This is a genomic window from Dietzia cercidiphylli, assembly GCF_014145145.1.
Taxonomy (GTDB): domain Bacteria; phylum Actinomycetota; class Actinomycetes; order Mycobacteriales; family Mycobacteriaceae; genus Dietzia; species Dietzia natronolimnaea.
In genome coordinates this window covers 1-13,532 of sequence record NZ_JAALEA010000377.1, presented here as the reverse complement: position 1 = coordinate 13,532, position 13,532 = coordinate 1, and the positions used below count along the sequence as shown (strand labels likewise).

Annotated in this window: 10 protein-coding genes; 3 read left to right on the top strand and 7 right to left on the bottom strand. The window is 71.3% G+C overall.

The features are described from left to right. Both G6028_RS13425 and G6028_RS13420 read right to left on the bottom strand, forming a co-directional pair. Nucleotides 1-1,533, bottom strand: a 1,533-nt coding sequence (locus G6028_RS13425; RefSeq protein WP_182659162.1) for an AfsR/SARP family transcriptional regulator, incomplete at its 3' end; no start/stop codon positions are given. Beyond that, nucleotides 1,530-2,747, bottom strand: a complete 1,218-nt coding sequence (locus tag G6028_RS13420) for a macrolide family glycosyltransferase (protein WP_182659161.1) — start codon at nucleotides 2,745-2,747, stop codon at nucleotides 1,530-1,532. The genes G6028_RS13420 and G6028_RS13425, both read right to left, overlap by 4 nt. Nucleotides 2,748-3,010: 263 nt before the next feature. Between G6028_RS13420 and G6028_RS13415 the strand changes: the two genes are divergently transcribed. The 3 genes from G6028_RS13415 to G6028_RS13405 are packed head-to-tail and all read left to right on the top strand — an operon-like array spanning nucleotide 3,011 to nucleotide 6,118. After that, nucleotides 3,011-3,652, top strand: a complete 642-nt coding sequence (locus G6028_RS13415) for a dTDP-4-dehydrorhamnose 3,5-epimerase family protein (RefSeq protein WP_338404224.1) — start codon at nucleotides 3,011-3,013, stop codon at nucleotides 3,650-3,652. Then, nucleotides 3,649-4,983: an NDP-hexose 2,3-dehydratase family protein gene (locus G6028_RS13410; protein WP_338404223.1), complete on the top strand. Its 1,335-nt coding sequence runs from the start codon at nucleotides 3,649-3,651 to the stop codon at nucleotides 4,981-4,983. The genes G6028_RS13415 and G6028_RS13410 overlap by 4 nt, the downstream gene beginning before the upstream one ends. A gap of 25 nt (nucleotides 4,984-5,008) precedes the next feature. Beyond that, nucleotides 5,009-6,118: a DegT/DnrJ/EryC1/StrS family aminotransferase gene (locus G6028_RS13405; RefSeq protein ID WP_182659160.1), complete on the top strand. Its 1,110-nt coding sequence runs from the start codon at nucleotides 5,009-5,011 to the stop codon at nucleotides 6,116-6,118. Between the two features lie 25 nt (nucleotides 6,119-6,143). On the opposite strand, the gene G6028_RS13400 is transcribed toward G6028_RS13405, so the two are convergent. The 5 genes from G6028_RS13400 to G6028_RS17940 form a co-directional block, all read right to left on the bottom strand. Further along, nucleotides 6,144-7,157 (bottom strand): NAD-dependent epimerase/dehydratase family protein, encoded by a 1,014-nt coding sequence (locus tag G6028_RS13400; RefSeq protein ID WP_182659159.1) that lies wholly within the window; start codon nucleotides 7,155-7,157, stop codon nucleotides 6,144-6,146. A 24-nt stretch (nucleotides 7,158-7,181) separates the two neighbouring features. Continuing rightward, on the bottom strand, nucleotides 7,182-8,435 hold the full coding sequence (locus tag G6028_RS13395; protein ID WP_182659158.1) for a class I SAM-dependent methyltransferase: 1,254 nt from the start codon (nucleotides 8,433-8,435) through the stop codon (nucleotides 7,182-7,184). Between the two features lie 14 nt (nucleotides 8,436-8,449). After that, complete coding sequence (locus tag G6028_RS13390; RefSeq protein ID WP_241730757.1) at nucleotides 8,450-10,669, bottom strand: helix-turn-helix transcriptional regulator; 2,220 nt, start codon at nucleotides 10,667-10,669, stop codon at nucleotides 8,450-8,452. Nucleotides 10,670-10,970: 301 nt separating this feature from the next. Continuing rightward, nucleotides 10,971-12,815 carry an ABC transporter ATP-binding protein gene (locus tag G6028_RS13385; protein ID WP_182659157.1) on the bottom strand — a complete coding sequence of 615 codons (1,845 nt, stop codon included), beginning with the start codon at nucleotides 12,813-12,815 and terminating at the stop codon, nucleotides 10,971-10,973. Then, the coding region (locus tag G6028_RS17940; protein ID WP_182659156.1) for an ATP-binding cassette domain-containing protein at nucleotides 12,812-13,532 on the bottom strand (721 nt) is incomplete at its 5' end. The genes G6028_RS17940 and G6028_RS13385, both read right to left, overlap by 4 nt.

Below are 13,532 nucleotides of genomic sequence, written 5' to 3'. Positions count from 1 at the left end.
GTCCCCCACGGCGACGGCGACCACGTCCGCCGCGGAGGTGGCCCCGCGGTCGACGGCGCGGACCACCAGGTCGCGGAGCTCGCGGGGGCTGCCTCCCGTCGCGTCGTGCAGGGCGGACAGATCGGCGGGATCGGTCGCCCTGGACCCTCCGGTCAGGCAGTTGACCAGGTCGAGGCAATCCATCTCGTCCATGGGTTCGATCGGTCTGCGGCGGAAGTCGGTGTGCGCGACGAGCCCGGGCAGCGGCCCCCTGGCGGTGACGATGACCTGGCACCCCGGTGAGGCCGGGAGCAGCGGGAGCACCGCGTCGACCGAGGGGGCATCGTCGAGCACCAGGAGGAGGCGACGGCCGGCCAGACGAGAACGGAACACGGCCGCCATCTCACCGACGGTCGACGGGAGGTCGGACTGCGGCACGTGGAGATCGCGCAGGAACCGCGACAGGTGTCCGTGGGTCGTGCTGCCCGGTTCGCCGAGGTCCACGTAGAGCTGGCCGTCGGGATGGGCGTGGGGGCGACTCGAACCCCAGTAGGCGGCGAGCGCGGTCTTGCCCACGCCGGGGTCGCCGGTGAGGAGCACCCCGCGCGGCCCCCGGTCCCGGTCGCGACCGGTCAGGTCGGAACCGATCAGTTCGGAGTCGAGCAGTTCGGAGTCGAGGAAGGCCAGATCGTCCGCGCGTCCCACGAAGTGCCGAGGCGTCATGGGCAATTGCCTGGGGGGCTCGGGCCGTGGTGCCGGCCGCATGGCCGGTGCGCGCGGAGAGGGCACCCGGTCCTCGAGAATGTGCTGGTGGAGCCTGGTGATCTCCGGGCCGGGTTCGATCCCGATCTCCTCCTGCAGTAGTCGCCGCCCGTCCCGGAACGCGTCGAGCGCGGCGGCGCGGTCCCCGCACCGGTACAACGCGAGCATCAACAGTGCCCTCAGCTGCTCCCTGGTCGGCTCGTCGGAGACGAGCTCCTGCAACTCGCTGACCACTCGTCGATGACGTCCCTGACGGAGCTCGAGATCCAGGCAGGACTGGAGGGCCTCGAGTCTCTCCTCGCCGAGGCGGAGCGCGTCACCGTGCAGTGCGTGGAACTCGGTGAGCGGCTCCCCTCGCCACAGTCCGAGTGCCTCCCGGTAGGAGTCGACCGCCTCGGGGTCCGTCGCGGCGTCGCGAGCGCAGGCGAGGGTCTCGCGGAAGACCTCGGCGTCCACCCGGATCCCCGCGCCGGGTGACGGTCGCTCGTCGGCGCCACGGAGCCTGTACCCACCCGGGGAGGTGGCCACCACGGTGCGTCCGTCCACCCCGGCGTTGGTCAGTGTGCGCCTCAGCCGGGAGACGCAGGTGCTGACCTGCGCCCGGGCGGTCTCCGGTGGGTCGGCCGGCCAGATCACGTCGATGAGCCGCTCCGCCGTGACCCCGCTTCCCGGAGCGAGGGCCAACGTCGACAGCAGGGCGCGCTCCCTGGCTCCACCGATGTTCACGAGGTGATCGTCCACCCGGACCTCCAGCGGCCCCAGGACACCGATGGTCAGCGAGGTGGCGGTCATGTCCGGCTCGCGACCGTCGGAATGGCCGTCGCCGCGTCGATCACCTCGGCCGCGCGCTCGGTCCCTCCAGCGCGGGAGATCCGCTCCGCGATCTCCGCGGCGGCGCGCCCGAAATCCGTTCCGGCGACCCGCTCGACCGCGTGCCGGAGGCGGTCGGCGTCGAGATCTGCGAGGTCCAGATCGAGCCCCACGCCGATCTCCTCGACCCGCCTGCCCGTGACGCGGTCCATCGCCGAGGTCGCGGTGACGACCATCGGGGTCGCCGTGGCGAGCGCCTCGAGCACCGTACCCATGCCACCGTGGGTCACGGCCACCTCCGCGTGGGCGAGCACGTCGATGTGCGGGACCCAGCGGCGCAGCTCCACGTTGCCGGGAACGTCGTCGAGTTCCGCCGGATCCAGGGCGTCGGCCGTCGTCATCACCACCCTCCACCGCGTGTCACGGAACGCCTCCATGCAGATCCGGAACACCTCCGGGTGGTCGTTGAACACCGCCCCGAGTGAGACCAGCGCCAGCGGACGGGAGTCGTCCCCCGCCTGCCAGGAGCCGAGGAACGACCGGTCCCCGAGACACGGGCCGACAAAGGTGAACTCGCGGCCGAAGGTCTCCCCCGCCGGTTGCAGCTCCCGCGGCATCGTCACGATCGTGGGTTCCTCGGCGGCCCACCACAGCGCGGCGGGGTCCTCCTCGACCCCGTGTGCGGCCAACACCTCCGCCACCTCCTCGAGGAACGGGTCGATCCAGCTCGGGGCGGCTTCCGACTCCGGCAGCGCTCCGCCGTGCTCCTCGGCCCCGATCGCCCGGAGATAGGAGTAGTGGGCGTTGGAGGCGAACATCGGTACGAGTTGGACCGCCGGGATGTCCCACACCCGGGACAGGACACGACCGCAGAACAACACCGAGGTGTCGTAGACCACCACATCGGGGACCTCGGTGACGAAGGCGGCCCGCGCGGCGTCGAGCATGAGCGAGGACTCCCGGAGGAGCACCGACATGAGGTAGTCCAACTCCCCCGCGCTCCGACCGAAGTCGTGGTCGCGGTACTCCGAGGCGTACTCGAGCACCTCCGCGCCGGCCTCGCGAGCGATCGCGGCAGTTCTCGGCCCCGTCAGATACGAGACGCGGTGGCCGCGCCGGAGTAGAGCACCCACGACCGCGACGGTGGGGATCACGTGACCGTGGTCGGGGTGGACCACGTAGAGGACGTGTGCCATTCGTCGTTCTCCGTCCGGGGATCGGCTCCACGGCACACGCGGGGCGCACGGCCGTCCGAACTCGTTCCCGACCGACGCTATCCACGAGCGGAGAGCGCGCCGACCCCTAGCGACCCCTAGCGACCGGGGTTCGAGATGCCGCCACCCCGATCGCGGCGCGGCCCCACCCCACTCCGACCCCACTCATCGGTCCGCACCGTTGTGACCCGGGTGTCCGGCCGCGCACGCTGGTCCCGACACGGAAGAGATCGAGGTGCAGTGCCGTGAGTACACGACCGTTGGGCATCGAGGGAGCCCACGTGGTGATGCCGCCACGATTCGACGACGAGCGCGGGCACTTCTCCCCGTTCCTCCTCGACTCGCAACTGCACGAGATCGGTGCCGACGGGATGTTCGCACTACGTCAAGGCGCGACGAGCGTGTCCCGCGCGGGAGTGGCCCGGGGCATCCACTTCACCCGGACACCCCCCGGGACCACCAAGTACGTGATGTGTACCGCGGGGCGGGTGAGGGACTACCTGGTCGACCTCCGGGTGGGGTCCCCGACCCGGGGCGTCGTCGAGAGCGTCCTCCTGGACGGCCACGACCTCACGTGCCTGCTCATCCCCTCGGGCGTGGGGCACGCGTTCCACAGCCTGCTCGACGGTTCCCGGATGGTCTACCTGATGTCGGGCGAATACGTACCGGAGGACGAGCTCGCCGTGGACCTCTACGACCCGGAGATCGGCCTGGACCTGCCCGATCCCCGGGAGGTGGTGCTCTCGGAACGGGACAGGAACGCCCCGTCGGCGGCGGAACTCGAGGCATCGGGGATGCTCCCCGACTACGAGGAGAGTCTGCGCGCCGACGCCATGGCCCGAGGCTCGACGGCCGGGCGGACGCCGGCGATCGGGTCGGCCCTGTGAGCCCCACGGGGTCCCGGCGGATGCCCGGCTTCGAGACCGTGGACGAGGTCCTGGGATGGCTCGACGTGCAGCGCGAGCGGATGACCATGACGGCGCGGCCGATTCCGCTGGAGGACCTGCGGAACTGGCACCTCGACCCGGTGAGCGGCAACCTCGGCCACGAGTCCGGGAAGTTCTTCTCCGTCGAGGGCGTCCGCGTCACCGACCCGGCGGGCCCGGTCCCCGCCTGGGACCAGCCGATCATCCATCAACCGGAGATCGGGATCCTCGGCATCCTCGCCGACCGGAGTCGCATCGGCCCCACCCGGTTCCTCATGCAGGCGAAGTTCGAACCGGGCAACCCCGGTGGGGTCCAGCTCTCGCCGACAGTTCAGGCCACCCGGAGCAACTACCTCCGCGTTCACGGTGGTCGCCCCGTCCCCTATCTCGAGCACTTCCGCGACGTCGATCCCGAGTCGGTGCTCGCGGATGTCCGCCAGTCAGAACAGGGCGCCTGGTTCTTCCGCAAACGGAACCGGAACATGATCGTCGAGTCCCGGGACGCCATCGAACCGCGCGAGGGCTTCTGCTGGGTGGGCCTCCCGTTGCTCCTGCAGCTGCTCCACGTGCCCGATCTGCTCAACATGGACGCCCGCACAGTTCTCGCCTGCGCCCCGCCCGAGGCGCTCGCCGGGGTGGAGACGGTCGGCGGAGGAGCGCGGTCGGGCTCGCTCTCGTGGATCACCGACCAGCGGACGGGCACCGAACTGACCGCCGAGTTGATCCCGCTCAACGAGACAGCCCGGTGGCGCCTCGACGACGGGATGATCCGCCACGACAGCGGGGGCCACTTCACGATCCTCGGCGTGGAGGTGACCGCCACGGGGCGCGAGGTCTCGTCCTGGCACCAGCCGATGCTCGCCCCGACGGGGCCCGGGATAGTCGGGGCCCTGGTGACCCGCGAGGGCGGAACCGTGAGCGTGCTGATGCGCTCGCGCACCGAGCCGGGCTGCACCGACGGAGCGGAACTCGGCCCGACGGTGCAGTGCCAGCCCGACACCCTCGAGCGCCACCCCGAGCGCCTCGCACCGCCGTTCCTCGACCGCTTCCTGTCCCCCGAGCCCGGGTCCGTCCGGTTCGACGTGGTCCAGTCGGAGGAGGGCGGCCGCTTCTACTTCGCGCGCAACAGGTACATGGTCGTGGAGATCGACGGCCGGCTGCCCGCCCCCGCCGGATTCCGGTGGTTCGGCCTCGACGAGATCTCGGACTTCATGCGGCATTCCTTCTACCTCAACGTCCAGGCCCGCAGCATCGCGCTGTGCCTGACGAGCCTCGTCGCCGCCCACGCGTGACGTCCATCGACGAAAGGACCGGATCATGACCATCGGGGTGTGGGGATACCTGGAGGAGTACCACAGCGAGAAGGACGACATCCTCGACGCCGTGGAGACGGTGTTCGCCTCCGGACGACTGGTCATGGGCCCGAGCGTCGAGGCCTTCGAGCAGGAGTTCGCCGGATTCCACGGGGTGGGGCACTGCGTGGGCGTCGACAACGGGACCAACGCCCTGGTGCTGGGCCTGCGCGCGCTCGGTGTCGAGCGGGGCGACGAGGTGATCACCGTGTCCAACACCGCGGCACCGACCGTTGTCGCGATCGACGCGGTCGGTGCCCGTCCGGTCTTCGTGGACGTCCGGGAGGAGGACCACCTCATGGACGTCACCGCCGTCGAGGCCGCGATCACCGATCGCACAGCCTGCATCGTCCCCGTGCACCTCTACGGGCAGTGCGTCGACATGACCGCGCTGATGAGCCTGGCCGACTCCAGGGGGATCCCGGTCCTCGAGGACTGCGCCCAGGCTCACGGCGCGCGGCAGCACGGCCGTCTGGCGGGAACCTTCGGACGGGCGGCCGCGTACTCCTTCTATCCGACCAAGGTCCTGGGCGCCTACGGCGACGGCGGTGCGGTGATCACCGACGATCCCCAGGTGGACGCCGAGCTGCGGCGACTACGCTACTACGGGATGGAACGGACCTACTACGTCGTCCAGACCCCGGGACACAACAGCCGCCTCGACGAGGTCCAGGCGGAGATCCTCCGCCGCAAGCTGGGCCGCCTCGACGCCTACATCGACGGGCGGTGCGACATCGCGCGCCGGTACCGCGAGGGCCTCGGCGACACCCCGCTGGTGCTGCCCGGGCAGGCCGTGGGCAACACCCACGTCTACTACGTGCACGTGGTGCGGCATCCCGACAGGGACCAGATCATCGACGAGCTGGGCCGGTGCGGGATCTCGCTGAACATCAGTTACCCGTGGCCGGTGCACACCATGAGCGGATTCCGGCACCTCGGGGTCGAGCGGGGCGCACTCCCGGTCACGGAACACCTCGCGGAGCAGATCTTCTCCCTGCCCATGTACCCGTCGCTCCCACCGCGGGACCAGGACCGGGTCATCACCGAACTGCGCAGGGTGCTCGGCGCCGGGTAGCGGCCCAGCCTCCACCCGGCGAGCCTCATTCTCGAGCGAGCACGTCGCACGTCTGCCGGAGCCCCTCCTCCAGGCGGGTGCTCGCGATCCACCCGGTCTGCTCGGAGAACGGCCCCGGGTCGACCACCGAGGATCTCGCGTCGGTCGGGGTCGCGCCGTCCGGCGGTTCCACGTACTCCACCGGCACCGGCGTGCGGCCCAGTCGAGCGGCGGCGGCCTGGGCGGCGAGGGTGAACAACCGGGTCAGCGTGACCGCCTCGCCGGTGCCGATCGACCACGGCCGGCCTGCCAGCCCGTCCGGGGCGGCGACCGCCCTCCCGACGGCGTCGGCGACGTCCCTGATGTGCACGAGGTCGCGCTCGGCGCTCCCGTCTCCCCAGATCGTCAGCGGCCGATCGTCCAGCGCGGTGCGCAGGATCCCCGCGACGACCCCCCGGCCCACGGTTCCACCCGGCCCGGCCGACCCGTAGACCGTCGGCAGGCGCAGCGAGATCCCCCGCACTCCCCCGCGCCGGGTGGCCTCCATCAGGAGATCCTCGGCCTCCGCCTTGTGCTGCTCGTACCGCGAGAACTCTCCGTGGGCCGAGTGATCGAGGGAGGCCGTGGAGTCGAGGGAGGTCGCGTGGTTGAGGGAGGCCGCGTGGTCCAGGGAGGCCGTTCCCGGCACCACGACGACCGGCGGTGGCAGAGCCGGATCACGGGCGCTGCCGACTGCGGCGAGAACCGACTCCACGACACCCACGTTGACCCTGCGCGCGGCCACGGGGTCGGCGTCTGCGTCCCGCCAGCTGCCGTGCGGCGCGTAGAGGACCGACACCACCACCACGTCTGCATCGGCGACCAGATCGCGGACCGCCCGGGGGTCGGTGACGTCCGCGGCGTGGCGGTGGACCTCACCCGCCGTGAGATCGGGACCCACTGTGGGTGGACGGCGCCCCACCAGCCGAAGTCGGACCCCGGGGCCGTGGAGACGTCGGGCGAGAGCACCGCCCACGTAGCCACCGGCCCCGAGGACCGCGACGGTGCTCGGTTCACACATGGCCCGGTTCAGACACTGTTCGGTTCACACACGGACCGGCTCGGGAGCGGGTTCCGACATCTCGTGAACCCTGGGCACGTACAGGAGCCACCGTCCTCCCGCGTCGAGGAACCCGGTCTCCCGCGCGGTGATCTCCCGGGCGTGATTCCACGCGAACAGGACCGCCACGTCCGGGTACGGGTCGGGGAAGTCCGCCGAGTCGACCACCGGGATCCGGGACCCCGGCGTGAGCAGACCCTGCTTGGCCGGGGTGTTGTCGAAGATCCTCGGGATCAGGTCGGGTCCGATCCCGCACATGTTGAGTACCGTCGCGCTCTTGGCCGTCGCGCCGTAGCCCACCACGGTGAGCCCCTGCGCCCGGAGCTCGGTGAGCGCCGCGTCGAGATCCCGGCGGATATCCGATACCCGGTGCGAGAACGCCTCCAGGGTCGCCGGTTCCGTCAGCCCCGACCGCTCCTCTGCCGCGATCATCACGGTCACAGCGTCGGAGACCTCCCGCGCCCCCGACCGGGCGAGGGTGTACCGCACCTCGCCACCGTGCACGGGGAGCCGCTCCACGTCCACGAGCTCGAGGCCGTGACGACGCGCGAGCTCCTGTACCGACCGAGCGGAGAAGAGGTAGAAGTGCTCGTCGTAGATCTGGTCGAAGGAGGTCTTCTCGACGATGTCGCCGAAGTACGGGTCCTCGAAGACCATGATCCCGTCGGGCGCCAGCAACTCGTTCACACCGGCGAACACCGAGTCCAGGTACGGGATGTGGCACAGCGTGTTGGCGGCGTAGATCACCGTGGCCGGCCCGTGCTCCCCGCGGATCCGGACGGCGGACTCCTCCTCGAAGAAGTCCCCGAGAACTCGCACCCCCTTCTCGACGGCGAGTCGGGCGACCCCTGCCGAGGGCTCCACGCCCAGGTGGTGCATGCCGGCATCGGCCAGGTGGGACAGCATCGTCCCGTCATTGCTCCCCAACTCCACCACGAAGTCGTCTCCCCGGCCGGTCGTGTTCTCCAGGAACCTCGTGGCGCCCCCTTCGAAGTGGGCGCGCATCCCGGCCGAGCCGCCGGACATGAAGGGGTAGGACTCGTGGAACATCTTGTCGCGGTCCACCTCCTCCATGAGCTGGACCATCGTGCAGTCCAGGCACATGCCCACGGCTAGTCGGAACAGGTACTCCTGCGACTCGTCACCGGGGCGGCGGAACGCGTCGGAGAGCGGCTGCATGCCGAAGTCGTGGAACTCCTGCACTCGTCCGCGGCAGATCGTGCAGGGCTTGGTCGTCATCACAGATCCTTGGGTCATATTTCCTTGGCCTCGAGTCGGTACGGGTCGGTGCGTGGTCGGAACACGATGGGGTGAAGGTGATGGCCGGGTCCGGCGTACTCCGCCCGGCTCCTGGCGATCCCGGTGGAGAGATCCACCCGGCCGCTCACTCCGAGCTTCCGGTAGACATTGGTCAGGTGCTGTTCGACGGTGCTGACGGTCACGTGCAGGCGTCGCCCGATCGCGCGGTTGGTCAGTCCCTCGGCGGCGAGTTCTGCCACCCGGAGCTCCGCCCCGCTCAGTCTGTGGTCGTCCCCCTCGTCGTCGGGTCCACTGCCGCGTGGCGCGCGCCCTCCCGTCGGACCCGGGATCCCGGGGAGCATCCACGGAACGGTGTCACCGAGCACCGACCCGGGGAATCCGGCGCGGAGCGCGACGAGTTCGGCCCGAGCCCGTTCCACCACGGGTCCGTCGAGCCCGCACTGCACGGCCAGACGGTCGACGGCCTGGAGATCTCCCATCGCCGCCAACACCGCGCCGTTCTCCGCCAGGCGCCGTGCCCGGGCGAGGAGGACGCGCAGGTCGTGGAAGGTGGTGGCCATGAGATCGGGGGGACCGGACGGGCCGCTGGTACCGGCGGTGTGTACCTCGGCCGCGGCGAGACCCGTCGCCAGTGGGAAGCCGAGAGCCGCGCCCCAACGCCCGCTCGGCAGGATCCGGAACGCCCGGTCGACCAGCAGACGAGCCGCCGGCCGGTCCCCGGTGTGGACGAGCGTGGCGGCGCGCACCGTATGGAGTAGCGCGGACTCGACCGGGTCCGTGGAGGCCTCTGCGACCGCCTCGATGCGGGCCGTCCATCCCGAGAGGTCGGCGTCGGGACGGCGACTCACGAGGGCCTCCACGACGTGTGCGATCGCCTCGGGGACTGCCGGCCCGGAGAGGAGGTCGGCGAGGAGGTGATCGACAGCGGTCTGCAGGTCCACGTCGCCGTCATCAGGACGGGTCACCGCATCGATCAGCGACGTCCACGGGTCCAGGAGCGCGGGGGTGAGATCGCGGACCAGTTCCCGCTCCGGGCCGGCCCACCGCCCGTAGTACCAGGCGTAGGCCAGATGGATCTGGGTGATCACTCTCGGCGTCGGCAGGATCGGTCGGGATCCGAGCCCGGCGATGGCCCGCGTCGCGGCGCCCCGGTCCCCCCGGCGCAGTGCGGCCAGCACGACCGGAACGGCAGCGCTCTCGGGCGCACGGTTGTCGGTTAGGAACCGGACGGTCGGTGAATCCGCGTCACGCGCGGCGGCGGCGCGGAGGTGCTCGGCGGTGCCGTCGATCCTGAACCGCGACCCGTCGATCACCCCCACCGCGCCCAGCGCGTCGAGCAGAGTGCGGGCCTCGGCGTTCGACGTCCCGAGCATCGAGGCGAGGGCCGAGGCGGAAGCGGTGGAGCAGACCGGAACCATGGCCAGTAGACCGCAGAGTTGCTCCGCCTCCGGCCCCAGATGGCGCAGGGCCGAATCGACGCAGCGGAGGTAGGCCCGCCCGGCCCGCAGGGGCGGTCCCGAGCCGTCCAATGTGGCGAGATCCGCGATCAACGCGCTGGCGAGAGCCGGACTACCGTTCGCGCCCTCGATGACGGCATCGGTCAGGGGGGCGTCGTCGACGCCGGCGTCCGCGAGCGCCGCACGGACACCCGACGAGGTGATCGGCGGGACGTAATAGACATAGTCGGTGACGTCGGACAGGACGGAATCCGACCGGGCCGCGGGATTCCAGGGCCCGCCCGAGGTGTAGACGACCATCGCTCCCTGCCGCCGGAGCCATGGCCCGCGGTCCCTGAACGCTGCGAGCGAATGCTGGTCCGCGTACTCCACATCGTCGACGGCGAGCACGATCGGGCCGTCGGCGAGGAGGGGCGCGAGTGCCGCCAGGACCTGGTCGGGTGAGTCCATCGGCCGCCCCTGCTCCGGAAGGGTCACGGGGGTCGAGGGGTGGCGAAGACCGCCGTCGTCGAATTCCAGCGCGGAGCGGACCAGGTCGAGCACGGCTCCGTCAGTATCCCGGTGTTCGGGAGAGCAGGTGACGTAGACGACGCGAGCACCGGAGGCTCTCGCCCGGTCGACGAAGGCACGGAGGATGGCGGTCTTGCCGGACCCCCACGGGCCCAGGATGGAGCAGACGCCTGCGAAGCGATCACCGGCGGAGGCGAGTGAACCGAGGAGGAGGTCCACGAGCGCAGTACGTGCGTCGTCGTCCATCGGTCCTTCCCTGGCCGGTCGAGATCTGCCGGTCGAGATCTGTTGTGCACGAGCAGACTCGACCACCGTAGGGACCCAGTGCGGTCCCCCGGCGACGTCTGGGAGAACACACGGTGAAGGTGCTGCCAGAAAAAACTCATGTACGCGGAATGCTCCCCGAGTCACCGCGCACCGCCGGCGGGTATCGCGTCCTCGTCGTCGTCGTCGGGGTTCTCCTGGCCACCGGGGCGATCGGACCCGCAGCGGCGCCATTCCGGGCGCGCAACCCGGCGCCGCGGCGTGCCAGCCGACCCGCGGGCCGTCAGACTCCCCCGAACCACGCCCGACTGAGCTCGGCGTACCGCCCCTCCGACCGCAGCAGTTCCTGGTGGGTGCCCGATTCCACGATCCGGCCGTGGTCCATCACCAGGATCCGGTCCGCGGTCGCGGCCTGGCTCAGCCGGTGGGCCACCACCAATCCAGCCCTGTCTTTCAGCACCGCGGCCGCTGCCGAGTCGAGGCGTCGGGCACCGGCGGACCCGGCCTCGGCGGTGGCCTCGTCGAGGATCACCACGTCCGGGTCGGCCAGCTCCACGCGGGCCAGGGCGATCATCTGGGCCTGCATCGGATCGAGCGGGTGCCCGCCCTCCCCGATCACGGTGTCGACGCCGTCGGGCAGGTCATCGACCCAGTCCGCCCCGACGGTCTGCAGGGCCGCGCGTACCTCGGCGAGGCCGGCCTCGGGGCGGGGCGCACGGACGTTCTCGGCGATGGTGGTGGCGAAAGAGTGCACCTCCTGGGAGACCATGGTGATGTGCTGCCGCAGGGCCAGCGGGTCGACGTCGGCCAGCGGCACCCCGCCCATGCGGGCGCTCCCGTGGGTGGGCACCACAGACCCGGCGGCGACCAGCGCCAGGGTGCTCTTGCCTGCACCGGTGGACCCGACCACGGCCACCACCTCACCCGGCGCGACGGTCAGGTCGACGTCGATCAGGGCCGGTGCTCCCCCGCCGTAGGAGTGGCTGACGCCGGACAGGTCCAGCGCACCGTGCTGGTCGGTGGCCGACTCGAGCGTGGCGGTGCGCTCGGGCACTGGCATGGTGATCACCCCGACCATCCGGACCAGCGAGGCCCCGGCGGATTGGACCTGGTCGACCATGCCCACCAACGCGCCGATCGGGTTGAACAGTCGGTGGAACAGCAGCGCGGCGGTGGTCACGGCGCCGGCGGTGAGCGTGCCGGCGTCCACCAGGACAAACCCGACGACCAGTAGCAGCCCGAGGACCGTGACCTCGGCGCGGTTGTTCCGGCTGAAGGCGCGGGTGACGAAGTAGAACACCCGGATGGACAGGTCCCGCGCCCGCCCGGAGGCGCCGGTGATCCGGTCCAGCTCGGAGTCCTGGGCATCAAAGGCGTGCAGGGTCCGGGATCCGGTGATGCCGCCGAGGAGCCGGCTGGCACGGGTGCCGAAGGCGGCCCGCTCCGCGGCGTAGATGGGGCCGGACCGGGGCAGGTACCAGCGCAGCGTGGTCCAGTACATGGGCAGCGCGACCAAGCCCACCAGCCCGAGCCTCCAGTCCACCGTGGCCAGCCCGACCCCGGACACGATCACCGTGAACAGCGATTGCACCACCAGCGGGACCACGGCGGTAGCGGCCTGGCTGATCTCGCGGGCGTCCTCGGCCACGCGGGAGACCAGGTCGCCGGTCTCCGTGGTCTCCATCTGCGCCGCGCCCAGGCGCAGGGAGCGGTCCATGACCATCTCACGCAGCCGAGCCACGGTGGGCTCGGTCAGCTGGGCGAGCCAGGCCTGTCCGGCCCAGGTGCAGGCGGCGCCCACGATGCCGGCAGCGGCGATCGCCCCCGCACCGACCCACACCGCGGCGTAGTCCTGGCTTCCGGGCAGGACGTCCACGAGCCAGCCGATCACCCACGGCGCCACCAATCCTGCGACGGAGGCGACCAGGCCGGTCAGGCAGACCAGCAGGAGGTATCCCCGGCGTTCCTTGAGCAGCGGCCACAGCACGGCGAGGGACTCGCGGCCGCTCGCCAGGGGCAGGGTGCCGGTGGTCACCAGGGCCCCGGCGGCGCCCGGCGCTTCTGCAGCACCGGTCTCGGTGTGTGTGGCGGTGCTGATTCCGGTACCGCTGGTGTCTGTGCTGCTCATCGGTCGACCGCCGTCCGGTAACTGGCTGACGACTCGCGCAGCTCGAGATGGGTGCCTGAGTGCGTCTCGCCGCTCCGCGGAAGGTGGACCACCCGGTCGGCGGTCGCGAGGAACGGCGGTGAGGAGGTGACGATCAGCGTCGACCGCCCCGGCCGGCTCGTACGCAGCCGGCGCACGGCCTGGGCGATCTCCCACTCGGTCACGGCGTCCACTGCGCTGGTCGGGTCGTGCAGCACCAGCACGTCCGGGTCGGCGTGCAGAGCGCGGGCGAGCGCGATCCGCTGGCGTTGGCCGCCGGAGAGGTTGCGGCCCCCCTCCTGGACTACGTGGTCAAGGCCGTCGGGGAGGTGCTCGATGATCTCCGCGACGGCCGATGCGCGGAGGACGTCGTCGGAGACCGGGACGCGGACGTGGGCCTCGCCGTCGTGATGTGCGCCGTCACCCCCGCCGTCGTCGCTCGTGCTGCCGTGTCCCCCGCCGTCGTGGCGCATCGCGATGTTGGAGCGGATGGTGCCGACGAACAGATCCACGCGGTGGGGGGCGACGACGACGTGGTCGGCGATCGCCGCGGCCAGGCTGCTGCGTCGATGCCCACCGACCAGCACGGCGTCGGCCCCGTCGCTGTGGCCGGCCATCGCCAGGGTCACCGCGTCGGCGGCGGCCGGCTGCTCGACCACCAGCGCGACGATCTCCCCCGCCGCCACCTCGAGGTCCAGT

Bases quoted from the DNA above. Each gene is read 5' to 3' on its own strand.
- G6028_RS13420 (WP_182659161.1), bottom strand. From the start codon at position 2,747: ATGGCACACGTCCTCTACGTGGTCCACCCCGACCACGGTCACGTGATC.
- G6028_RS13400 (WP_182659159.1), bottom strand. From the start codon at position 7,157: ATGTGTGAACCGAGCACCGTCGCGGTCCTCGGGGCCGGTGGCTACGTG.
- G6028_RS13385 (WP_182659157.1), bottom strand. From the start codon at position 12,815: ATGAGCAGCACAGACACCAGCGGTACCGGAATCAGCACCGCCACACAC.
- G6028_RS13405 (WP_182659160.1), top strand. From the start codon at position 5,009: ATGACCATCGGGGTGTGGGGATACCTGGAGGAGTACCACAGCGAGAAG.
- G6028_RS13390 (WP_241730757.1), bottom strand. From the start codon at position 10,669: ATGGACGACGACGCACGTACTGCGCTCGTGGACCTCCTCCTCGGTTCA.
- G6028_RS13395 (WP_182659158.1), bottom strand. From the start codon at position 8,435: ATGACGACCAAGCCCTGCACGATCTGCCGCGGACGAGTGCAGGAGTTC.